Origin of the sequence: Aquimarina litoralis, assembly GCF_019295435.1 — a bacterium.
Taxonomy (GTDB): Bacteria; Bacteroidota; Bacteroidia; order Flavobacteriales; family Flavobacteriaceae; genus Aquimarina; species Aquimarina litoralis_A.
Window position 1 is genome coordinate 1 of record NZ_WEKL01000032.1, and the last position, 23971, is coordinate 23971.

The 23971-nt window shown below is 32.3% G+C and carries 19 protein-coding genes; 9 read left to right on the forward strand and 10 right to left on the reverse strand.

Features of this window, described 5'->3' with window-relative positions; genetic code table 11:
• Nucleotides 1-201: 201 nt before the first annotated feature.
• From GBO31_RS16135 to GBO31_RS16150, 4 genes are all read right to left on the reverse strand, one after another.
• Entirely contained in the window at nt 202-3051 is a 2850-nt protein-coding gene (locus GBO31_RS16135; protein WP_246615897.1) for a TonB-dependent receptor, read from the reverse strand.
• Between the two features lie 1001 nt (nt 3052-4052).
• Entirely contained in the window at nt 4053-5216 is a 1164-nt protein-coding gene (locus GBO31_RS16140; protein WP_219009392.1) for a multidrug transporter, read from the reverse strand.
• A 44-nt stretch (nt 5217-5260) separates the two neighbouring features.
• Nucleotides 5261-8116 carry a TonB-dependent receptor gene (locus tag GBO31_RS16145; protein WP_219009393.1) on the reverse strand — a complete coding sequence of 952 codons (2856 nt, stop codon included), beginning with the start codon at nt 8114-8116 and terminating at the stop codon, nt 5261-5263.
• Between the two features lie 370 nt (nt 8117-8486).
• Nucleotides 8487-8846 (reverse strand): toxin-antitoxin system YwqK family antitoxin, encoded by a 360-nt coding sequence (locus GBO31_RS16150; RefSeq protein ID WP_219009394.1) that lies wholly within the window; start codon nt 8844-8846, stop codon nt 8487-8489.
• Nucleotides 8847-9385: 539 nt separating this feature from the next.
• Between GBO31_RS16150 and GBO31_RS16155 the strand changes: the two genes are divergently transcribed.
• The 3 genes from GBO31_RS16155 (at nt 9386) to GBO31_RS16165 (ending at nt 13679) form a co-directional block, all read left to right on the forward strand.
• Complete coding sequence (locus tag GBO31_RS16155) at nt 9386-11773, forward strand: inorganic phosphate transporter (protein WP_219009395.1); 2388 nt, start codon at nt 9386-9388, stop codon at nt 11771-11773.
• A gap of 143 nt (nt 11774-11916) precedes the next feature.
• Nucleotides 11917-12600 (forward strand): response regulator transcription factor, encoded by a 684-nt coding sequence (locus tag GBO31_RS16160; protein WP_219009396.1) that lies wholly within the window; start codon nt 11917-11919, stop codon nt 12598-12600.
• Nucleotides 12600-13679, forward strand: coding sequence for a sensor histidine kinase (locus tag GBO31_RS16165; protein WP_219009397.1), 1080 nt, complete (start codon nt 12600-12602; stop codon nt 13677-13679). Before GBO31_RS16160 ends, GBO31_RS16165 begins: the two co-directional genes overlap by 1 nt.
• On the opposite strand, the gene GBO31_RS16170 is transcribed toward GBO31_RS16165, so the two are convergent.
• The gene (locus tag GBO31_RS16170) at nt 13617-14672 is read right to left on the reverse strand and encodes a glycosyltransferase (protein ID WP_246615898.1); all 1056 of its coding nucleotides are present in this window, start codon (nt 14670-14672) and stop codon (nt 13617-13619) included. The two genes, GBO31_RS16165 and GBO31_RS16170, sit on opposite strands and share 63 nt — an antisense overlap.
• 229 nt (nt 14673-14901) lie before the next feature.
• On the opposite strand from GBO31_RS16170, the gene trmB reads away from it, so the two are divergent.
• From trmB to GBO31_RS16185, 3 genes are read left to right on the forward strand one after another with little or no spacing between them, the layout of a single operon-like run.
• On the forward strand, nt 14902-15576 hold the full coding sequence (gene trmB / locus GBO31_RS16175) for a tRNA (guanosine(46)-N7)-methyltransferase TrmB (protein ID WP_219009398.1): 675 nt from the start codon (nt 14902-14904) through the stop codon (nt 15574-15576).
• A 14-nt stretch (nt 15577-15590) separates the two neighbouring features.
• On the forward strand, nt 15591-16226 hold the full coding sequence (locus GBO31_RS16180) for a LysE family translocator (RefSeq protein ID WP_219009399.1): 636 nt from the start codon (nt 15591-15593) through the stop codon (nt 16224-16226).
• The gene (locus tag GBO31_RS16185) at nt 16216-16572 is read left to right on the forward strand and encodes an MGMT family protein (RefSeq protein ID WP_246615899.1); all 357 of its coding nucleotides are present in this window, start codon (nt 16216-16218) and stop codon (nt 16570-16572) included. The genes GBO31_RS16180 and GBO31_RS16185 overlap by 11 nt, the downstream gene beginning before the upstream one ends.
• On the opposite strand, the gene GBO31_RS16190 is transcribed toward GBO31_RS16185, so the two are convergent.
• Nucleotides 16567-17865 (reverse strand): Fic family protein, encoded by a 1299-nt coding sequence (locus GBO31_RS16190; protein WP_219009400.1) that lies wholly within the window; start codon nt 17863-17865, stop codon nt 16567-16569. The genes GBO31_RS16185 and GBO31_RS16190 overlap by 6 nt on opposite strands.
• Nucleotides 17866-18067: 202 nt before the next feature.
• Between GBO31_RS16190 and GBO31_RS16195 the strand changes: the two genes are divergently transcribed.
• The 3 genes from GBO31_RS16195 to GBO31_RS16205 all read left to right on the forward strand — a co-directional run bounded on the left by GBO31_RS16195 (nt 18068) and on the right by GBO31_RS16205 (nt 20109).
• The gene (locus tag GBO31_RS16195) at nt 18068-19210 is read left to right on the forward strand and encodes an Mrp/NBP35 family ATP-binding protein (protein WP_219009401.1); all 1143 of its coding nucleotides are present in this window, start codon (nt 18068-18070) and stop codon (nt 19208-19210) included.
• A 3-nt stretch (nt 19211-19213) separates the two neighbouring features.
• On the forward strand, nt 19214-19453 hold the full coding sequence (locus GBO31_RS16200) for a NifU family protein (protein WP_027394883.1): 240 nt from the start codon (nt 19214-19216) through the stop codon (nt 19451-19453).
• Between the two features lie 104 nt (nt 19454-19557).
• Nucleotides 19558-20109, forward strand: coding sequence for a hypothetical protein (locus GBO31_RS16205; RefSeq protein ID WP_219009402.1), 552 nt, complete (start codon nt 19558-19560; stop codon nt 20107-20109).
• Here GBO31_RS16205 and GBO31_RS16210 read toward each other — a convergent pair whose 3' ends face one another.
• From GBO31_RS16210 to GBO31_RS16225, 4 genes are all read right to left on the reverse strand, one after another.
• A complete protein-coding gene (locus tag GBO31_RS16210) occupies nt 20110-21237 on the reverse strand; it encodes an acyltransferase family protein (RefSeq protein WP_219009403.1) in 1128 nt (375 codons plus the stop codon).
• Nucleotides 21238-21346: 109 nt separating this feature from the next.
• A complete protein-coding gene (locus tag GBO31_RS16215; protein WP_219009404.1) occupies nt 21347-22525 on the reverse strand; it encodes a helix-turn-helix domain-containing protein in 1179 nt (392 codons plus the stop codon).
• Nucleotides 22526-22539: 14 nt separating this feature from the next.
• Nucleotides 22540-23433: a metallophosphoesterase family protein gene (locus GBO31_RS16220; protein WP_219009405.1), complete on the reverse strand. Its 894-nt coding sequence runs from the start codon at nt 23431-23433 to the stop codon at nt 22540-22542.
• Between the two features lie 64 nt (nt 23434-23497).
• Nucleotides 23498-23932 (reverse strand): hypothetical protein, encoded by a 435-nt coding sequence (locus tag GBO31_RS16225; RefSeq protein WP_219009406.1) that lies wholly within the window; start codon nt 23930-23932, stop codon nt 23498-23500.
• Nucleotides 23933-23971: the final 39 nt, after the last annotated feature.

Consider the following 23971-nt stretch of genomic DNA (forward strand, 5'->3'; position numbering starts at 1 on the left):
CCTGTAATGGTATACTGAACACTTGCATCTAATGTACGATCTTCATTAATAAGGCCATTTAACTCAGATTCGTTATTCATAGGAGGTGTAATTATGATATCATCATCATCACCACAGGATACGAAAAGTAATCCCGTAAGTATAGCGCAGCTTAATAATTTACTTAAAGTTTTCATCATTGTTTATATTTAATTAATAGTTTTAAAATTTATAACTCACGTTCAAGGAAGTTTCAATACCAGTAGAGTATGATAAGATGGTGCTCTCAAATTGATTACCACTTACTACTTCTTGTACGAATTGCGTTCTTTCTATTGTTGGGTTTAATAAGTTTTTAGCTGTTAGACCAATACTCCAATGGTCATTAATTTCTTTGTTAGCAATGAAATCAAGAGTAACAAATCCTTTTTCTATGATTTCACCATTAAAGAAAACATCAGGTTGTTGTTGGTTTCTAGGAGCTCCTAATGCAAAGATTTTGTCAGAAGCGTAGTTTCCTGTAAGGGTTAGTTCATATGGATGCTCTTCGCCAGAGTTAAATGTAAGAGACATGTTAGTAATCCAGTCTGAAGCACCTTCTAAACCTATTTCTGTTCTATCACCATATTTGAAGGTTTGTTCTAGGGTTCCATCAGCTCTGATGACATCTTTTAGATCCTGAACATGATCTAAATAAGAAATATTACCACTTAATTTTAGGTTAGGACCTGACTCTTGCTTTTTAATAATGTATACTCTTCCTTCTAATTCAAATCCTAGTATACGAGCTCTATCACCTGTGTTGAAATACGAGAAAATGTCTTCTCCACCTCTTTGTAAACCACGGTTGATAGGATCTTCTATTCTTTTATAGAATGCACTAAAGGATAAAAGCTCATCATTTTGTGGAAAAAACTCTACTTTGAAATCTACATTGTAATTTTGAGACCTCTCTACGTTAGGATTTCCTTGGAATACCTGTCCTACTTGAGATACATATTGGAAAGGAGCTATTTCCTTGAATTCTGGTAATGTTTGACTAACACTTCCGGATAAACGTAATGCTAATTTTTCGTTTAGTTCGTATTTTAAATTGATGTATGGATAAAAGTTATCGTACTCTTTATTAGAAATACCAACTCTTGCCTGACCAGTTACAGGATTCACAAAGTTTCCAACATCGAAAACAACATCGATTTCATCTTTTTGAAAACGAACACCTGCTTGTGCTGTTAGTTTGTTAAACTTCCCTGTAAAGTTAGCATGACCAGCATACGAAAGTAATTCAGCATCGTAGATATCAATAGGCTGTGTGTTTAATTGTAACGCACCACTATCAAAATTTGTTTGTGTAAAAATATCACCGATGGCATCTATTGAGGTAGGATTGATTTCTACATTGCCTTCTTCTACTCCAAAAAACTGAGATAAGAAATCTCTGGTTTTATTTCTAAAGCTACCTCCTGCATTTACAACAAAGATATCTTCCTCATCTTCATTTTGTTTTAATACCCAATTATCAGAAATTCTTGCATTGATTTCTTGATCTGTGATTTCTTGTACGGATTTTCTCTGCTGGAAACCTCCTGTAAAACCAAGTTCGATAATACCATCTTCGTTTTCAGGAGTATTAGGATTATCGTTCAAAATGTTGACTTCATTTCGAATTCTGTTTGGTTCGTTAGCGACCAAATAATTGAAACCAGCTGCCCATTCTAAAGTGTTTTTCTCTGAAAAATTATGCTCTCCAATAAGTTGTGTAGCTGAAAGAAGTGTGTTTTTGATGTTTTGATCTCTAAGGAATTGAGAACCTTCTTCAATATTATCTAATTCTTCAAAAAATTCAGTAGTACCTTCTCGTCCTGCTTCTAGGGTTTCTTGAAAAACTTTGTTGATCACAAAAGAATTAAAAGATAGTTTATGATCGGGAGTAAATTTATACTGACCATGTAACATAGCAGTTGAGTTGATGGTACGTAACCAACGTCTTAAGTCATTTGGTGGTACAAAATCACGTAGGTTTCCTTGATCATATTCTCTAAATAAACCTTCACGATATTCGTGGTCTATTGATTGTCCACCACTAAAATAAAGTCGTAGTTTTCTTTCTTCTCCTAAAATGCCTCCTACATTAAAACCAAAACCATAATTAAGAGGAGTTGATATTTCAGTGGTATTCCAAGATTGTTGTGTTATTGCATTTACTAAATTCCCTGCTTCAAAAGACCTGCTATATATTCCTAAAGTGATATCATCATTATTGGCAGTAGCTTTAAAGTCTCCAAAAACATCATTATCTGCAACATTGGAGTTAACTCCAAAACTCACACTTGCTCCAAGATCTTTAGATTTTGTAACTTGTTTGGAAACGATATCAATATTACCTGAAGCTAAATCCGCAGAATTAGATGGGCTAAATGTTTTGCTTATAGAAACATTTCCTATAAATCTGGAAGGGAATAATTCTAAATCAATATTTTTTTTATCGATGTTATCAGAGGGTATTGGCAATCCATTTAAAGTAGTACTCAAATAGCGATCACCTAAACCACGTACATAAATATCACCAGAACCTTCTCCTTTAGAAACTCCCGATATTTTGGTGGTAGCCGCAGAAGCATTAGAAACACCTAGTGTAGCTAATTGTTCTGCTCCAATACTTTCCTTTATTTGAACAGCATTTTTTTGTTCTAATAACAATGCTTCTTCTCGTTCTCTGTTGGTTTGTACTTTTATGACTACTTCTTCTAGCGCTGCGGCAGTAGCTCCTAATGCGGTGTCTATTACAGTGACCTTATCTGGTTCGATAACTACATCAGGAATACGTAAGGTCTCATAACCTGTAAAACTAAATTCCAAAGTATATGTACCAGCAGGTACATTTGGAATTTCATAATTTCCGTCAAAATCAGAAGAGGTTCCTAGAGTAGTTCCTAAAACGACGATGTTAGCAAAGGGTAGTGGTTGGTTGTTTACTTCTTTGTCTAGAAGTTTTCCGGCGATGGTTCCGGTTTCTTGTGCAAAATTTAATCCAAGAATAAACAGTGCGATAACTGTGCAAAATTTTCTCATTTCGTGTTCTTAAAAAATCTGATACAAATAAATACGGTTTTACAGTAAAGAATTTTATCCTACTATTATCCTTAGTTTAAGGGATTGTAATTTGACAAATGAGAAGAAGAAATAAGGTTTTTATCCTTTTCTTGATGATTTAAATGAAGTTGATTTGCTTTGTTAAAGTACCGGTATTATGGTATTTGAGGAAGAATTTATATTGTCTTGTGTGTTTTGATAATGCAAAAATCTTTTTTAGAAATCTAGTAGCTTTTATTCTTTGAATTTTTTGAAATTATTACAAAAACATTACGGTAGTGTTAAAGAAGGTGTTTTGAACGCATTCCTGTTAACAATGTCATAAAGTCAATTCATCAATATTTAGAATATTTTCGTGTTTTTTTAAGAATGAAGTAAGGTTTTGCGTACAATGATACATCTCTTTTAGATAAACTCTTAAAAAATTCGTTTTTAGGATGTTGTAGCTAAATCTACATAAACTGACATGAATCTTCCTAGTAAAAAACCTAATTTCTGCGTTAAAAATACTCGTCTTAGCTCTGCTATGACTGCGTTTTTTGCCTTAAACTTCTTTTTTTTACTTTATAAATCTTCTATGCCACTTTATATAGATTTAGCTATATAAAAATGAGAAGGCTGAAGAGAACCATTATTGTTGTTGGATAATAATGACCTTCCAGCCTTCTACGAACACGTATCGTGATGTTCTGTTTAAAGAGAATTACATTCTCTATATTTTGTATATGCTAAGATTTGTTGTTGGCGTAAATTCTAAGAAACCCAGTATAGATTTAATCGCTACAAATAAAAATAGTTTACGTTAGTTAAACTTTATTTGAGTATTATAGTTGTATTATTAGAATGTAATCTTAGTGCTAAGAATGAAAAGAAAAGGTTAAGAGAATAGTTTTCTCTTTTGGAAAAAAAAGCTGTTTGAAAAATAGTGAATCATTTTTCAAACAGCTTTTTATAGATAGCATCCTTACGGATGTAGTAAATTAGTTACGTGTCCAACCCGAATTCCAAGAGTTGTAGTCCGCTCCAGTTCCATTACCTACTCCAGAGATTACGTCTGCTTCTCCAAAAGTAGCTCCTGTGTCATTTTTAAGATTCAATGTGATATCGTCGAAAGTAATATCAGTAATTGAAGTCTCGTTATTTAAAACTCCATTTCCAGTTTCAGTATCGTCTAAATCAAATCCTTCAGCAAAACCTTCTAATAATACATTTGTAAATGTAGCTCTTGTTCCTGCACGTAATCTGATCGCCTCATTCTCGTTAGAAGAACCAAGTCCATTAATAGTAAGATTGGTTACTGTTGGTGCAGACCAGAATACTGGATTAGAATTGTTTCCAATGTCAGTATTGAAACCATCACCTTCGATTCCTTTATCATGAGATTGTCTGTGTTCGATATATACATTAGTTAATGTTCCTGTAAATCCTTCAGTCCAGTCTACAGAATCATCTTGTGCTCCTACAACAGAGATAAAAGAAGCGTTTACAGTTCCTCCAAAGAATTCTACTCCATCATCAGCTCCTTCAAAAGCTTGGATAAATTCGATAGTAGTTCCATTTCCTACTGCGTAAAAAGAGAATCCGTTATTTTCTGAAGCTGCATCAGCCGCTCCTCCAGAATATTCGATACGAACATATCTAAGGATACCAGAATTGTCATCAACTACACTACCTCCATATGGTAATCCACCAATTTCAGAAGTAGAAGTTGCATCTCCACCAACAACAGAATTTATGGGTGCTCTACCTAATAAGATTAAACCTCCCCAATCTCCAGGATTTGGAGTAGAAGTTGCAGATGTAAATACAATAGGATTTGAAGATGTTCCTTCAGCATTGATTGTTGCTCCTTGTAATACTGCGATATAAACATCAGATCCAGTTGCAGCTCTAACTACTACTCCTGGTTCTACAGTAAGTGTAATACCTTCAGGTACGATAAGTGCACTATTAAGAGCATATTCAGTTCCTGATTCAAGTGTAAGATCAGCTGCTAATATTCCTCCAATGATATTATCCGTAGGGTCAATAGGAGAACCATTACCGTCAATATTAATAGTGATGTCTGAAGTGTCATCGCTAGCACATGCTGCGAAAAGCATTGCGATGGCAACAATTTTTAAAAGAAATATATTTGCTTTCATGATTTTTGTTTTAATAAATTTTATTCGTGTTCGCTTTATGTATGTTAAAATGTATATTTAAATTGTAATCCAATGTTTACACCTCTTTTATAGCTAGATAGTGCGAATTCATCTAATGGATTGATTTCGTTATTTGCATTTCTACTGAAAGGAATGCCTAAAGTAGTAAGGACATCTTCGGATATGGTAGCATTTTCTCGTACTCTTTCAATAGTTGGATTTAATAGGTTTTTTACGCTAAGATTAATTTCAAAATTCTCACGCACCTTATTCTTCCATACAAAGTCTAACGTTGGTACTCCTTTTTCAACAATATTTCCTAATTGTCCTGCTCCTAATGCATCGATACGATCAGAGAAATAAGAGAATACTAAATTTGCTACAGGTTTGTATTCTCCAAAAGTTGGTGTGTAGCTTACATCAGCATTGATCAAAAATGGTGATGCACCTTGTAGTTGATCAGAATCTCTATTGAAATTGGTATTAAACGTTCCAGAAATAGTTTTTAAATCCTGTTTTGTAGAAGTATATGTAATGTTTAGACCAGCAGAAAGAAGACTTTCTTCTTCAGCATTTTGTAGTAATGCCTTACGTGCTTCTAGCTCAATACCAAAAACCTCTGCTTTATCTCCTGTTCTAAAGAAACGTTGTGTTCCGGTAGCATCATTAGCAGATACTAAGTTAACAGGATCGTTAATTTGTTTTGCAAAAGCTGCAACAGAAAATATCTGACCTCTTTCGAAGAACCATTCGTATTTTAAATCTAAATTAATGATTGAGGAGAATGCAGGATCATTTAATAAGTCTGGATTACCTCCAATACGATCGGTTACGTTTTCATATACAAATGGAGCCACCTCTTTAAATTCCGGATTTGAAACAGTTCTACTAACAGAAAAACGTAAGTTTTGATCTTCATTTAATGCATATTTTACATTTAAACTTGGTAAAAAGAACGTTTCTGTAGCTTCATTACGTCCTGGATTGTTAAACGCAAGGTTGATCACATCGTATTCAATGCTTTGGTTGAAGGACTCTACGCGTAATCCAGGAACAAATGTCCACTTTTCTCCGTATTTATAAATAGCATTTGCATATAGAGCGTGGATATCTAAGTTTCCAGTATAAGTGTTTTCTGGAAGTCCTGGAAGATTGGTGTCTCCTAACCCTACTGAAGGATCTAATGGGTTTATAACAACCGTATTATAGGTAACTCCTAAATTGTCAATACTAAAAATGGAATTGAAATCATTAACATCCGCAACTTCAGTTCTTGGTTCTATAATACTCAATCCAAAACGTTGGTTGTCGAAATCACGTTGTTTGATACGTCCGTTATATCCAAAATTGAAAGTCAGATTTTCCTTATGTTCGTAGGCTACGTTAACACGACCATTCCATTCTTGATCTTCGATATTTTGGAAGTAACGCTGATTGTCAAAATCTACATTACGGAAAAGAACAGGGTTTGTGGTTGGGTCATTATCTAATGCTAGGTCAAACTGCTCTAATGCGATACGCTTTCTATCTGGTTGACGGGCAAGAACACTGTTAAATCCAATTCCGTAATCAACTTTTATTTTTTCATTGATATTGCTAACACCAGATAATTGGTTTACATAGATCATGTCTTGTTCGAATTGTACGTTTTGCGTAAAGAATCCAAAGTCATCAATATCTGCAATGGTGTTTCGGTTGAATCCATTTCCATCGATTCCAAAACGTCCTACCTCATCTCTAGCATCATTTATAAATAAGGAAGTGAATTTCATTCTATGATCTGAATTGATACGATATACAATATTAGTCATAGCAGTAGTAGTACGACTATATTTGAAAATTTCTGTATCTCTAAATATTTGATTTTCTGCTGCTGTTACATTTGCTGCTTCTCCTCTTAAGTATTCAAAGCCACTTCCAAAAGATGCTGTTCCAAAGATGCTCAATTTTGATTCTTCTCCAATTTCCCAAGATTTTCCAGCATTAATAGATCCTGAAAGTCCTACTGGTCCTTCTGATGAAACAGGATCTACACCATGCGATAAAACAACAGCAAAAGGATCATTTCTGTATCTATTGTAAAATCCAAAGAATCCTGTTCCTTCACTCTTTAGGAATCTCTTTCCAATCGATGCAGTATTTATGGTATTACCTAAATCGGCATTTATATATGCTTTACCAACATGTTCTTTTGCTTTGATGTCTACGTTACCTGCGGCAAAATCTCCATAAAAATTAGCAGCGTATGTCTTACTCACACCAATATTTTGGATTACATCTGAAGAGAAAAGACCAAGATCGATATTTTTCTTGTCTACATTATTTGCAGGAAGTGATAGTCCATTAAATGTGGTGTTCAGATATCTATCTCCAAGTCCACGAACGTATACATTACCTCCGCCTTCTTGTTTTGAGATTCCTGAAATTTTAGTTACTGCAGCAGCAGCGTTGCTAACACCTTTGTTAGAAAGTTCCTGAGCACCAATACTTTGTTTTTGAACCACAGCACCTTTCTGATCCAAAAGTAGGGCTTGCACACTTTCTTTTTTAGTGGCTGTAGTTTTAATTACAACTTCGTCTAATGCTGCGGCACTTGCTCCAATAGCAGCATTGATTGTTGTGGTTTCATTGGCTTTTACAACAACTTCTTTTTCTAAAGTTTCGTATCCAACAAAACTGAACTCTAAAGTGTAAGTTCCTGGAGTAACATTTTCGATAGTATATAAACCATCAAAATCTGTAGTGGTTCCTTTGCTTGTTCCTTTAATAAGAACATTAGCAAAAGGTAAAGGTTGATTGCCTGCTTCTTTATCAAGCAAAGTACCAGCTATAGAGCCGGTTTCCTGTGCACTAACTATTCCAACAACGAATAGTGCACARAGAATTACAATTTTTCTCATAACGTGTTCTAAATTCGGTGCAAATAACGATAGCTATTGTTACCTGTGCGTTATTGGAAAATTAAATAAGAGTGATTATAGTGTTATGTAATTGTTATCTGAAAGGAATCTTTATTGTGGGTAATACGCTAAAAATATGAATGTAAAATTCTTTAACGTATTGATATATTTATCTTTTGAGGTTTTTCTTAGTAGTTACGTAAATGTTAACTTGAAGTTTTTTTTGGTTTTATGTAAAAATATATTTAAAAAGTAATTTTGGAATAAAGTCAAATAAGTAAAGGGATGAGTAGTATTTTTTTATAAAACATAAAAAAAACGCTCAGAAACTTCTGAGCGTTACACATTAAATTATAGTAGCAAATTTTAGTTACTGTTTATAATTAACAACTACGTCACTTTTGTTAGACCATGTTGTTACGGAAGCTACACTATTATCAGAATAATTTACTTCTGATAACTTCCCACCTTCCCAGAAAAACCATTTTCCAGTTTTTTCTCCATTTTCATATTGTCCCATTGCGATTTTCTTTCCTGTCGCATCATAAGACTTCCATTCTCCATGAAGTTTCCCTTCTTTATTATAAAATCCTTGCTGACGAATTTCGCCAGTTTCATAATAGAAAGTTCCTTTTATAGTATTACCTTCTTTTTCAAAAGTAGGTTTTACATCCTGAGCCATCATAATGCCAGAAAAAAGAACTGCTAATGTCATTAATAAATTTCTCATAATATATCTTTGTTTGGGGTGTTCTTAATGATTACATTACAAATGTAACATTAATTTTACTTTTAAACAACATTTACGTAACATTAAGTTAACATTAAACTTGTAAATATATGATAATCAAATAATTGTAATGTAAACAAAATGGTTTGTGTGGATTTTCAGTAAGGTTTAACCGTTAAGAATTTGTTTGTATCCAAGTCTTTTTACTAGTAGACAAGAAAGAAAATCTATCCAAAAATGATATTATAGCTAATATCTGCTTACATTAATTTTACATGTGTATTTTCGAAATAACCATTAAATAAAGGTCGTTTGAGAATGAAGAACTATTTTGATAGAACTACGATATAAATATGTTTTGAAATATATCCGTAATAATTCTCTGGAACATGTTTACTATTGAGAGTAAGTCAATTATTTCTTTTAAGTACTGTTGAAGCCCTTCTATTCGTTAAATAGTGCTAAAAAGATAACATTTCAATAACATACGGCAAGATTTTTAGTAACACTTTTGTGGTTTATAAGATTGTGAAAAAAATATGAACGATATTTATATTTTAATGATCGTTGCTTTAGCTTTTTTAGCTATTGCCGATCTAGTAGTTGGTGTTAGTAATGATGCTGTAAATTTTTTAAATTCTGCAATAGGTTCTAAGGCAATTTCATTTAGAACTATTATGATTGTTGCTAGTATAGGTATAGCAGCAGGGGCAATCTTTTCCAGTGGTTTAATGGAAGTAGCGCGTAAAGGTATTTTTGTGCCTGGTGAGTTTTATTTTGATGAGATCATGATCATTTTTATGGCCGTGATGATAACGGATATATTGCTACTGGATTTTTTCAATACGCTAGGAATGCCTACTTCCACAACAGTTTCTATTGTATTTGAATTATTAGGAGCGGCGGTATGTGTAGCATTACTTAAAATTGCTGCAGATGCAGATCTTTCGGTTGCAGATCTTGGCAACTATATTAATACTAAAAAAGCTGGTGAAATTATTGCTGGTATTCTACTATCTGTGGTAGTAGCATTTTCAGTGGGAGCGATTGTACAATATATATCGAGACTACTATTATCTTTTAATTTTGAAAAGAAAGCAAAATGGGTAGGTGCTTTGTTCGGAGGAATTGCATTGACCGCTATTTTGTATTTTATATTTATTAAAGGTATTAAAGGAACCAACTACGCAAAATTGATTGTAGATACCGTCTCGAATGATACACGTCTCGGATTTTTAGAATGGGCAAATGCCTATTTTGAAAGCTCTTTTGAAAGTCTTAAAGAAATGGCGAAGGCTAAAAAGGATCTTTTTAAGATTGATGCAGAAGCTGGAACTATTTCGACTACCCTAAGAGGTTTTCTGGAAACAAATGTGTTAACGATCGTAGTTTCAGGATTTGCTTTTTTATCATTGGTTTCTTTCCTTTTTATGAGTGTTTTTAAGGTAAATATTTATAAGCTTATTATTATAGTAGGAACATTTGCTTTGGCACTTGCTTTTGCTGGAAACGATTTAGTAAACTTTATAGGTGTTCCGATTGCAGCCTATGAAGGATATGAAATGTGGAGTTCTTCCGGTATGCCAGCTAACGAATTTTTAATGAGTTCTCTTAGTGGTAAAGCAGAAACCCCAACGCTGTTTCTATTGGCAGCTGGATTAATCATGGTACTTACACTTTGGTTTTCTACAAAAGCTAGAAATGTAGTAAAAACATCCATAGATTTATCTCGTCAAGGAGAAGGAGATGAAAAATTTAGGCCTAATTTTCTTTCTAGAGGTGTGGTAAGAGGAACGGTTTTTATTTCTGAAATGTTGTCTTCCATTACTCCAAAATCGTTTAAAGAGTTTTCTGATAAACAATTTGAAGAAGTTCCTGCTCCTGTTACTACTAGGAAAGAAGATCTTCCGGCATTTGACATGGTAAGAGCTGCCGTAAATCTTATGGTAGCAGGTGTGTTGATTTCCATAGCTACTTCTATGAAACTTCCTTTGTCAACTACTTATGTAACCTTTATGGTAGCTATGGGTACCTCATTAGCAGATAGAGCTTGGGGAACAGAAAGTGCTGTATATCGTGTTGCAGGAGTATTAAATGTTATCGGAGGATGGTTCTTTACTGCCGTTAGTGCATTCCTAGCAGCAGCTTTAATAGCGTTCTTGATTAATTTCAATCAACCTATAATGACTGGTGTATTGCTATTGGTGGCCATCGGATTATTAGTTAGGAATACTATACGATATCGAAATAAAACCAGAGCAGATAAAGCTGAGGATAGCCTTAAAAAATCAGAAAGTAGTTCTATACAAGGAGTAATTGAAGAAAGTGCTGATAATATCAAATCTTTTGTAAATCGAGGAAATAAAATTTATGGAGCTACTATCGATAGCTTAGCTAAATATGATTTAGCATCCTTAAAGAAGAGCAGAAAAGGAATTGCCAAATTAGAAACAGAGGTTGAAGAATTGAGGGATAGTATCTTTTATTTTATCAAAAACCTCGATGAATCCAGTGTAGGTGCTAGTAGTTTTTATATTTCAATTTTAGGACATCTAGAAGATATTACGCAGTCTTTGGAATACATATCAAAGAATAGTCATAAGCATGTAAATAATAACCACAAGAAATTGCGATTTAACCAAATTAAAGATCTGAAAGAAATTGAAGGTGAATTGCAAGAGTTTTTTGCTAGTATTAAATCTGTTTTTGATACTAGAGAATTTGGAAAGTTAAATGTAATTATAGAAGAGAAACAAGATCTTTTTGCTTTAGTGAGTGATAAAATTAATAAGCAAGTAGAACGAACCAGAACTGAAGAAAGCAGTCCTAAAAATACAACACTTTATTTCAGTTTATTGATGGAAACCAAAGATCTTATCACGGCCACTATGAATCTATTGACTACCTATAGAGATCATCAGGATTAATTATTTGACTTATCTTATAATGTTAGCTTAATGTTAAGGTTTTGAAATGTTTATGTTAGTTTATTGTTTCTGAGTTACATATTTAATGAAACTTCATTTTAACCTAGTATATTTACCAATAGTGAAGTAATTCAATTAGAAAAATGAATAAAAAAGATATTACCATTTTACTTGTAGATGACGAGCCTGATATTTTAGAAATTGTAGGGTATAATTTAACCGCTGAAGGTTACAATGTCTTAACTGCCGAAAATGGAACAGAAGCTGTAAAAATTGCAAAGAAGAAAAAACCACATTTAATTATTTTAGATGTAATGATGCCTGAGATGGATGGTATCGAAGCTTGTGAGCAAATTCGTAAAATACCGGATTTACAAAACACCATCATTACTTTTTTAACTGCTCGTGGAGAAGATTATTCTCAGGTTGCTGGTTTTGATGCTGGAGCAGATGATTATATCACCAAACCTATTAGACCAAAAGTATTGGTGAGTAAGGTAAAAGCTTTGCTACGTAGACTTAAAGAAGATGATACTTCAGATAATGTTGTGAAGATTGGTGATCTTGTTATTAATAGAGATGAATACAAGATCATAAAAGATAAAAATGAAATAATATTGCCAAGAAAAGAGTTCGAATTACTATCTTTATTAGCCTCAAAACCTGGTAAAGTCTTCAAAAGAGAAGATATATTAGATAAAGTTTGGGGTAATGAAGTAATCGTTGGTGGTCGAACTATTGATGTTCATATTCGAAAACTTAGAGAAAAACTAGGTGATGATAGTTTTAAAACCATAAAAGGTGTAGGCTATAAGTTCGTGGTATAATGGCAGAAAATTTTAAAAGATCGTATAGGTTTGCATACCTATCATCTTTGTACATAACGATAATACTAACGCTCTTAGTGAGCGTTTTTTTATACATTCAGGAGCAACTAAACTTTCTTTTTGTTATTGGTTTCAGTGTTCTTTGTTATGGAGTAGCTTTTCTTATTATTCAATATCGAGTTCAGAAATTTATTTATCGTAGAGTCCGAAAGATCTATGATGATATAGAAATGCTGGATATGGACACCAGAGGTGAAAGTCCAGTGACGACAGATATGAGAACGTTGATAAAGGAAGTTGAAAAGTTTGCACAAAAGCGTAAAACTGAAATTGAGACGCTTAAAATTAGAGAAGACTATCGTAAAGAATTTATGGGTAATGTTTCTCATGAATTGAAAACTCCACTATTTACAGTTCAGGGATATGTGCTCACACTTTTGGATGGAGCTAAGAATGATCCGGTAATTTTAGATAAGTATCTAAATCGCGCTAATAAAGGAGTAGAAAGACTTATATATATCGTAAAGGATTTAGATATGATCACCAAACTTGAGGTTGGAGATTTGAATCTGAATTATACCAATTTTGATATTGTAGAATTGGTGCAAAGTGTTTTTGATCTGTTCGAAATGAAAGCTGCTAAGAAAAATATCGCTTTGACTTTTGATATGAATTATCAAACTCCCATTCTTGTCCATGCAGATAAAGAGAGAATTCAACAGGTACTGTCTAACTTGATTGTGAACTCCATAAAATATGGTAAAGAAGATGGTACTACCGAAGTTAGCATTGAAAACCTTATTCGTAATAAAGTAATCATCAGAGTTACTGATAATGGCGAAGGGATTGCACAAGCCCATATTCCAAGACTTTTTGAACGTTTTTATCGTGTAGATAAAAGTGGATCTCGTAAAGAAGGAGGTTCTGGCCTTGGATTAGCGATTGTAAAGCATATTATTGAAGCACATCATGAACGTATCTATGTAGAAAGTGATTATCGAATAGGAAGTGAGTTTTCATTTACTTTGGAAAAAGTGAAAAAGTTCCCTGTAGTCGATGTCAGTACTAAAACTACTTAATCCTTTATACATATTTAAATCATATAATTTTTTTAATGTAAATTCATTTTGTTTACAACTAGGAACTAATTTATTATTCGTTAGTCGTTCTGCGAGATATTCCTGTTCGAACTGACCTGGAGTGGGTATAAAAAAAGCTTTCTTTTTAAGTTTTGCAAGATCCATAACAGTAGTATAACCAGATCTAGAAATGATAATGTTACTACTATTGATGGTGTTTTGTAATGTGATACCTGTTAAGTAATTGTGTACTGTAATGTTATTCTTCACATAAGTTTCATGTTTGTCTTCAATAACACCTCTAACAAAAACAATTTTTTTATCACTGCGTTCAAATTCTTGAAACAATTTATTTTCCAGCATAGTACGTTGCGGTTCTGGACCAGAAAGCAATACCATGATGTCATATTTCTTAGGTAGGTTTTGATAATTGAATCTACTTAAAGGACCTAAATAGGTTACTGGAATGTTACTTCGTTTAGGATGACCAAGTTCTCCACTTAAACTAGGATCGTCTGCCATATCAGGAACCCAGCAAACATCAAATTTCTTAATGTATTTGTTGTGGATTTTAGTACTTATAGAAGTAGTTTTTCCGCTTAATACCGTAAGTTGATGCGTAATAAAAACAGAAGGTAAATTCTTGTTTCGTACTCCCATTCTGTTATCAGAAATAATACCATAATAATCATCAGATTCTATGATCTTTTTTGTGGCTTTTTTTTCTGCAGTAATCGCATGAGCGATTTTAGGACTATTCAGTAGCATCTTTAACTTAAAGTTACTAGCCTTCTTCGAATACTCTATATTGTATGAGGGAATTTCTTTAGCAGTTAAATTTGGAAATTCTTTTTTTAACAGTGCAAGAGCAGCTCCATCAGAAGCAATGACAGGTTCGAACCCTTCATTGATTAAAGCATTTATTATCGGAATACATCGAGTGGCATGACCCAATCCCCAATTAAGTGGCGCAACAAGAACTTTTTTACTCAAAATCAGTTGTTTTGTAAATTAATCATTCAAAAAAGACATCGTCTAATTTTAAAATTAATAGTATTCTTCTAAGTATATATTTCCTTAATTTTACCAAAAAATTATGTTTAGGTTAGTGAAGTTTTACATTCAAAAGCGAAGCGTATTGTATGTAAAATAAATAATTGAGATCTGAGCGTAACATAATTCGGTTTAAACAGTCAAATACATATAAGAAGCATCAAAATAAGTGGGAAGTAAGAATAAATTAAAGCGTTTTAACGAAAATAAAACCTTTCATAATGTAATTGAACCTACCAGAGAAGAAGTGTTAAATAATGCTCTTGGGTATAAAGGAAAATGGAGAGAAAAATTCTTTAAAAATCAACATCCAATTGTGTTGGAATTAGGATGTGGTAAAGGTGAATATACAATAGGATTAGCTGAGAAATATCCTGATAAGAATTTTATTGGGATTGATATTAAAGGTGCTCGTTTTTGGCGTGGAGCTAAAACTGCTATTGAAAACGAAATGCAAAATGTTGGATTCATTCGAACGCAAATAGAATTAGTAGAATATATTTTTGACTCCAATGAAATTGATGAAATATGGATCACATTTCCAGACCCACAAATCAAATATAAGCGTACGAAGCATAGAATGACAAACCATCAGTTTTTACAACGATATAAAAATATACTAAAACCAGAAGGTATTATGCATCTTAAAACAGATAGTGAATTCATGCATGGATATACATTAGGATTGTTGCACGGAGAAGGACATGAAGTACTGTATGCGAATCATAATGTGTATCATCAAGAAGGTTCTCCAGAAGAGGTAACTTCTATCCAAACTTTTTATGAAAAACAATACCTGGAACAAAATAAACCTATAACTTACATCCAGTTTAAAATTACCTAAATTGCGTCATCGATTTGGAAACTACTAAACTCTTTTTAGTTACTTTTTTTGCATCCTTAGTCGGAGTAATTCCTCCAGGGTTGATTAATATGACAGTGGCTAAAACTTGTTTAGAAAGAGGAAAACAAAATGGTGTTTTAGTAGCTATCGGTGCATCGACAGTAGTTTTTGTACAAGCACTCTTTGCAATCTTGCTCGCTAAGTATATATTTTTCAATCCTTATGTAAAAAATATGTTGCTAAGAACAGGAGCAGTTATATTTTTTCTAATGGCGATTTACTTTTTTGTGAAAGCAAAACAACGAAGAACTAAAATGAAAGTATATAAGCATGCTGGTTCTCGTAGTTTTTTTAAAGGAGTCATGATGTCTACGGTTAATGTATTGCCGATCCCTTATTTCTGTACGATAGCTGCAGCTATGAGCGTAAGTGGTAAGATAGAGTATGATGCACTGCGAATTTTTATATTCGGAATTGCGGCTGGAGCAGGAACTTTTGTAACGCTCTATTTTTATGTACTGTCCTTTTTGAAGATTGAAAAGAAAACAGCTTCTATTACCAAATATTCTAATTACTTTATGGGTATATTAATGCTAGTGTTGGTAATGCTTACGGTTGCTAGAATAATTTATACTTGGGATGAAGGATAAGGAAAAAAATATGGATACTAATTCTGAAAATAATTTCTTTGATAGAGTGTATGAGGTAGCTAAATTGATTCCTTATGGAAGAGTTACTTCTTATGGTGCTATTGCTAAATATCTTGGTGCAGCAAGAAGCGCAAGAATGGTTGGTTGGGCAATGAATGCTTCTGGAAAACAAGAAGATGTTCCAGCACATCGTGTGGTAAACAGAAAAGGAGTGCTAACAGGGAAGCATCATTTTGAAGGAACGAATCTGATGCAACAATTATTGGAAAATGAAGGTGTTGAAGTAATTGAAAATCAAATTCAAAACTTYGAAAAATTGTTTTGGGATCCAATGAAGGAACTATGAGAATATTTTATCAAATTCATCTCCTTTCCAATAATTTGCAGTCTTTTTATTAATGTGAACTTTTCGTAAAATATTTCTTTCGACTAAACTTTCTAGATCTATTCTTGCAGTTTGATTAGTGATTGAAAAAATAGTTTCAATTTCCTTAACTGAGAAATGACGATTTTCATTTTCGTTTATCCAAAATAGTATTTGTGCTTGCCTATCATTAATATTTGGTTCCTTGTAAAAAAGGGATAACTCATTTTCTTCTTCTTTCTTTTGAGAAACATACTTTTTTAAATCTTCAAAGGCTTGAGTTAATACTTTCGTTTGATAATGAATAAAATAGGTTATATCCATTTCATCTATTTCTGCATAGATATAAGCCTTTTCATACTGAATTTTAGTTTTCATGATTACTCTGGATATGGAAAGGTATTCAACTAACCAATATCCATTTTTTAATAAATACCAGTAAAAAATTGCTCTTGCTGTTCGTCCGTTACCATCAACAAATGGATGTATATAACCTATAAAGAAATGTAAAATGCTTGCTTTTACAATGGGATGAATAAAATTGTCTTTGGGATTATTATTAAAGAAATCACAAAAGGATTCCATTAATTTATCTAGTTTTTTAAAATTAGGAGGAGTATGTACAATGTCACCGGTAATTTCATTCATCACATGAATATCATTGTTATTTCTGAAAACACCTATTTTATCTTCTGCTAAGGTATTTTTGGTAACTAATCTATGGATTTCATATAGTTTTTGTATTGAAATATCTTCGGTTTTATGCTCGCTTATGTATTGAATAGTTTCATAATTATTCAATATCATTTGTTCTGATTTATTCTTAGGACTTTTGTTTTTACGGAGCATATCTTTTGCTTGAACTCTTGTAGTCGTAGCTCCTTCAATCATTGAAGAGAAGATAGATTCTTCCATCAAGGCATTTGTAAGATATTGTTGCTTGTCTAATTCTGAAAGTAATTCTTCTTTTTGAAATCCTGCACCAAAATTATGATCGAGATAATGAAGTTTTTGTTGGAGATGTTTAGTTATATTGAATTCATAATATATATCATGAATTTTAGCTTGAATAGCTTGAATTTTTCTTATAGACTTTGTTGCCATCCATAGTTTCTTACTGTCAAAATTCACATCGTTTAAGTACTTGATTTTATCCCAGTAAAGATAATTCTCCTCAATTTTTTTAAGGACTTTCAATTTTCCTTGAGATTGAATAAACTTTATAATTCTTAGTAAGTCTTCATTAAAAACTATTTTCGGAGCTTTTTCAATCATATTTCCTAATTTTTAAAAAATTTACAAATATCATCAAATATACAATTTATCCTATTATTTCCTAATTTTTGAAAAATTTACAAATATTAGTTGATTAACATTGCCAATAACACTATAATTCATTTCAATTCACAGGTTTTAGAATCTTAACTTTTAGACCTATCTTTGCAATTAAATTTGCTTTAGAAAAGAATTATAACAAATGAAGTTAGATAAATCAGAGATTATACAAGCTTTAGAAACGATTACAGTTGCTGGAGAAGGTAAGAATATGGTGGAAAGTGGTGCTGTAAAAAATGTGATTACTTTTGGTGACGAAGTAATTGTAGATTTAGAGCTATCTACTCCGGCATTACATATCAAGAAAAGAGCTGAAGTTGATGTAATGAAAGCTATTCACGATAAGGTCTATGAAAAAGCGAAAATAAAAGTAAACATCAAAGTAAATGCGCCAGCTCCAAAGCAACCCGAAGCTAATGTGATAAAAGGGAAACCAATTCCAGGAATTAAGAATATTATTGCTGTTGCTTCTGGTAAAGGAGGAGTAGGAAAATCTACTGTAACTTCGAATTTAGCAGTTACCTTATCCAAAATGGGATTTAGCGTTGGGTTATTGGATGCGGATATCTATGGTCCTTCAGCACCTATTATGTTTGATGTAGAAAGAGAAAGACCACTATCTGTAAAAGTAGGTGATAAATCTAAGATGAAGCCTATAGAAAGTTATGGAGTTAAAATCTTATCCATTGGATTCTTTACACAACCTAATCAAGCTGTAGTTTGGAGAGGACCCATGGCAGCAAAAGCATTAAACCAAATGATTTTTGATGCGGCTTGGGGAGAGTTGGATTTCTTATTATTGGATTTGCCACCAGGTACTGGTGATATCCATTTGTCTATTATGCAATCATTACCAATTACAGGTGCTGTAGTGGTAAGTACACCACAAAATGTTGCATTGGCAGATGCTAGAAAAGGAGTTGCAATGTTTCAACAAGACAGTATTAAGGTTCCTGTTTTAGGAATTGTGGAAAATATGGCTTATTTTACTCCTGAAGAGCTTCCTAACAATAAATATTATATCTTTGGTAAAGAAGGAGCAAAACACCTTGCTGAAGATATCGATGTTCCATTTTTAGGGGAAATACCTTTAATTCAAAGTATTCGTGAAGCAGGAGATGTTGGTCGTCCAGCAGCTTTACAAACGGCAACAGCTATAGAAAAAGCTTTTGAGGAGTTGACTAGGAATGTGGTACAGGAAGTGGTGGATAGAAATGAGAATTTGCCACCTACTGAAGCAATTAAAATAACAACAATGGCAGGATGTTCTGCAGTAAAAAAATAGAAAATGACATCTGAAGAATTAAAGATTAATGTAGAAAAAGCACTTGATGAAATTCGCCCATTTTTAGAAAGTGATGGAGGTAATATTTCGTTGGTAGGTATTGAAGATGATAAAAGAGTCAAAGTGCAATTAGAAGGTGCATGTGTAGGTTGTAGTGTAAATCAGATGACATTAAAATCTGGAGTAGAAATGACCATAAAAAAATATGCTCCTCAGATTGAAGAAGTAGTAAATATCGAATAATCTATATTTCGTTAATACAAACAAAACATATGCTCAAGAGAAATAATTCTCTTGAGCATATGTTTTTTTAATTCAGGTTCTAAAAAAACAAAAATGCTTATAAGATGAAAAGATTAATTTATATGTTTATTTCTAGTTTTATAATCATTTTTGTTATTGGTTGCAGGTCAAAAACCACAGAGCGTATTGATTTAACAAATACGCTATTAGGAAATGACAAACATTTAGAAGTCAAAAAAACAAATAAGAGTACCACTTACAGAGGTGTTATTACAAATTCTAACTATGGAACAAGCCATAGTTATAGTTATGAACTTACCGTAAATAATGACGATATATATTGGAACGGAGGTACAGCAGAACCTAAACATCTTCTTTTTTGTAAGGATTCTATCTATATTCATTATCTCAAAGAAAAATACATTCCAGTAAAATCCCAAGACTCTTTAGGAAATATAGTTAATCAAGAAGGATATTATGAAGTTCAAGATATCTTTGAAGTTTATATAGATAAACGTTATTTTTTTAAATTCTTTGGAGATGATTATTGGTTACAAATCCCATCAAAAAGATATAACCTTCTAAAAGAATCTTGTATAGAATATATTGTTCCAAATGATAATGAGTTATCCATAGATAATACTAAAATAGATTAATCAATTCGATGTTTTTTTAAGACCAAATAATGGTTGTAGAAAAGGAATCTTTAGAATGATAAAATGATAGATCATCCAGCTTACTAAAAAAGTTCCTAACATCATAATTATAAATTTCAAAGTGATACTCCACTCCAAATTCATCAGATAATATCCAATAGCCACTGTAATGGTCTGATGTAGGATATAAAAAGGATACACAGCTCTATTACAATATGTAAGAATTGCACTTTTTCTATTCAAATAGGTAGCGGCATAGCCAAATAATACCAATATCCAGGACCAAAGGTTAATCACCTTTACCATACCTTCTGAGAAGTGAATCATCACACTATCTTTCCCGATTACCCAAATCGTAGTTTGTATGATAAATGCTACAATTCCAATCCATAATGCCTTTTGCTTAAATAATTGTATTCTTTTCCAAAAAATTGGTCCACAGGAGATTAGTAAAAATCCATAAAAAAATAACACCAGAAAATTAATAAATGTAAACCAGTCATCTATTAGTGCATGAGTCACTGGAAAAAAAGGTTCTATTAATACTTCGATCAGATATAACGGAATAACAAAAATGTAAAAGCCAAATGGTTTTGCTATTTGATTAGAAAGCCATTGGATAACCTTTGTTTTTCTTTTCTTTAAGAATACTAAAACTGGTGATAGTAATAATGAGTATAAGAATAAGTAAGGTAAGAACCATAGATGATGCCAACTAATATTTCCCTCAGGATATACGCCAATAAATGCTTCTGAAGTGATATACGAAAAATAAGATCCGGTAAATGCATTTGTAGCTAGTCTTTCAAAATAAATTTGTGGAGGTACTACTACCAACATCCCAAAACCTAAAGGAATAGCTAATCGTAAAAAACGTTCTACATTAAATTTCCATAGACTTCTTTTAGACAAAGCATAATAAGTTCCCATTCCTGAGATAACGAATAAAATTGGAAGTCGCCATTGATTTAAGAATAACATAGGCCATCGCATTCCTTCTGAAATGTCATTGTTTTTAATATGCCATCCCCAAGGAACAAAAAACATTCCTACATGATAAAAAATAAGTAAAGCGAATACGATTACTCGTAACCAATCTAAGTCATAACGACGAATTTTTTGATCCATAACTTTTGAAAAATTTGTTTCTTCAAAATTGATATAAATCTCTTTTTATTGACGGAAAAAAGAACCGGAATACGTCCAGAATTGTAATTTAAGACGTTTTTAAATCGCCTCAAGTTTTATTTTGTAACGTAACAAAAGCTTTTGGTGACATCTCAACATGCTTTTTAAATGCGCTGTAAAAAGCTGATTTTGAGTTAAATCCTACGGAATTGCCAATAGCTTCAATAGTTAGATGATTAAACTCTGTATCTACCAACCTTTTTTTAGATAATTCAACACGATATTGATTGATAAAATCATTAAAATTTAATCCTGTAGAAGTATTAATGATTTGAGATATATAATTAGAACTAGAATTTAACTCTTTGGATAGATTTTTTAAAGAAGCAGCATTGGTTAGATAGAATTCTTTTTTTTCCACATAATCCTTTATTTCTTGAATAGAAATTTCTTGCCCCTTAAAACTGGAAGTTTCATATTTATCAGCGATCCAAGAACTTTGAAAAAAGCGAGATTCGGATAGTAATGCAATGCTAGTGAAGCTCACAATGATGGTATGAAAAATAAAAATATAATGATCTCCACCATCGTCATCATAGTTTAGATACACTATGAAAATAAGTAAGAAAAATGAAAGTAATCCTATGGAAGCATTTTTGGAGAATTCGAATTTATTAATTCTAGTGTCTTCTTTAATAATAGTTGTAGTCTTTGCTCTATTCATAATAATGAGACGAATAGATAAGACTATATAAAAAACAAAACTGAATAGAATAAGCCATCGGAATTCATCTTTAATCAATTGATATGTATAATCAGAATTTTCTGGAACCACAGCTCTTTTAGCATTAGGATAATAAGCTCCTAAATATGCATTCACTTTAATAGAAATAGGTTCCAAATAATATTGTATTTGTGTAAAAAAGTATAAAACAGCCGGTAAAAAATGAAACCAGTGTTTTTTTATTGTGATAGGTTTCCTAATTAATAGAGAATATACAAATAAGTATATGGATGGTGCTAATAGTAATACTAGTGGTTCCGTACTATCATTAAAATGAAGTACATATTTTATAAGACCGGTATAGCATAAAAAAACATCAGTAGCAATGATAGATTGTATTAACAATGACCAGCCATAAACTCTAAAAGCTTTACTTTTTTTAGAAGTTCGCAATAAGATTACTGAACTGATAAGTAACCCCATAAATATACCAAAGCTAATAAAATAGGACACAAAATTATGACGAATGGGGATTGCATCGATAATCTGTTGAGTGTGCTCCATACGATCACTTCTTTTTATGTAATAAAATCTGTTAGTTGCTGAGGACCTTCTAGTGGAACTCTAATAATTTTAAGAGAGCCATTGTTGGTAGTAGCAATTTGCCATTTGATAAGAGTAATACATCCATTTTCGATTTCAATTCCGGTAATTGATCTCGGATGTACACAACTTCCATCATTAAAAAGAGCTAATTCTCCAGCTTCTGGAAAACGTGGGCGATGCGTATGACCAATAATAGTAAACTGATTTTGATTATTTTGAATCCATTTTTTGATTCGTCGTTCTACTTTTTTGGTTTCTCTATAATTTTTGGCAGGACTGGTGGGATCAGCAATTCCAACTACTTGTAAAGGTTTCCATAAAACACGAACTAGAAAACGATTGATTCTCCATCCAACATAATTCATAAAATCTGCTTGATGTCCATGTAATAAAAAGATATCCTGTTTAGAAGTTATATGCCTTAGAATAATAGCTTCATGATATTCAATATTTGGAAAAAGAGGTACATCATCATCAATCTTTCGATCGAAAAAGGAACTGAGATGCTTTTTTACATATTTTGGATCTCTATAGACCATATCGTGATTACCCCAAATCATTTCTAATCTATCTTTAAAATAGAATTTTTGAAGTAATTCATACACATTTTTATGCGCTCTGAAAATAGTTGCAAAATGTAGATTTTCCCATAATTCATCACCATCTCCTAATTCGCAATAGGTAAATCCCTCGTTATAATAATGCTGTAAGGCGTGGAAATAAATATTTCTATTATTGGCAAAATCATCAGCAAAACTATTATCACCTCTATGACAATCACTGAATAGAATAAATTTAGAACTGTCATCAAAAGGAACAACTTTTGCATTTTTAAAAGCGCGATCCAAACGGGATTGAGATGACATAAAGTACTTTTTGTATAAATATACAATACTATATGTTTTTTGAAAGCTTAGTACTTAATAAATCTTATGGATGGCTGAATGCTTGTTTTTTTCTTAAGTGAAAATTGCTCAAAATCATTAAAAAAGCAACGATATACAGCCACCAAGTTTCGTTATAGTTTAAATAATAAGCAATGAGTAAGATAGATAGTCCAGCTGTATACAACAGCATATTCACCCAAGATTTCTTTTTATAATGTCGCCACATTAAAACAATACTGCCTAAAATGAAGATACTAAGAATTATATATTTCCATTTAGAATTATATTCAAGTTGCCCAAATCCGATATAGCTAAAAAATGAGGCATAAGCGGCCCAACAAAAAGCACATTTTGGRAATAAAAAAAACACAACAGCCGATAATATATTTAAAAGACTCATCTTCTTTGTGTCTGTACCTAATGATTTACTAGAGCCTTTAGAGGTACAAGAGCAAGAGTTTTTTTTAGAAGTATACATATCGCTGTTGCGTTTTAGTAATGAAACTTGATTTTTGGG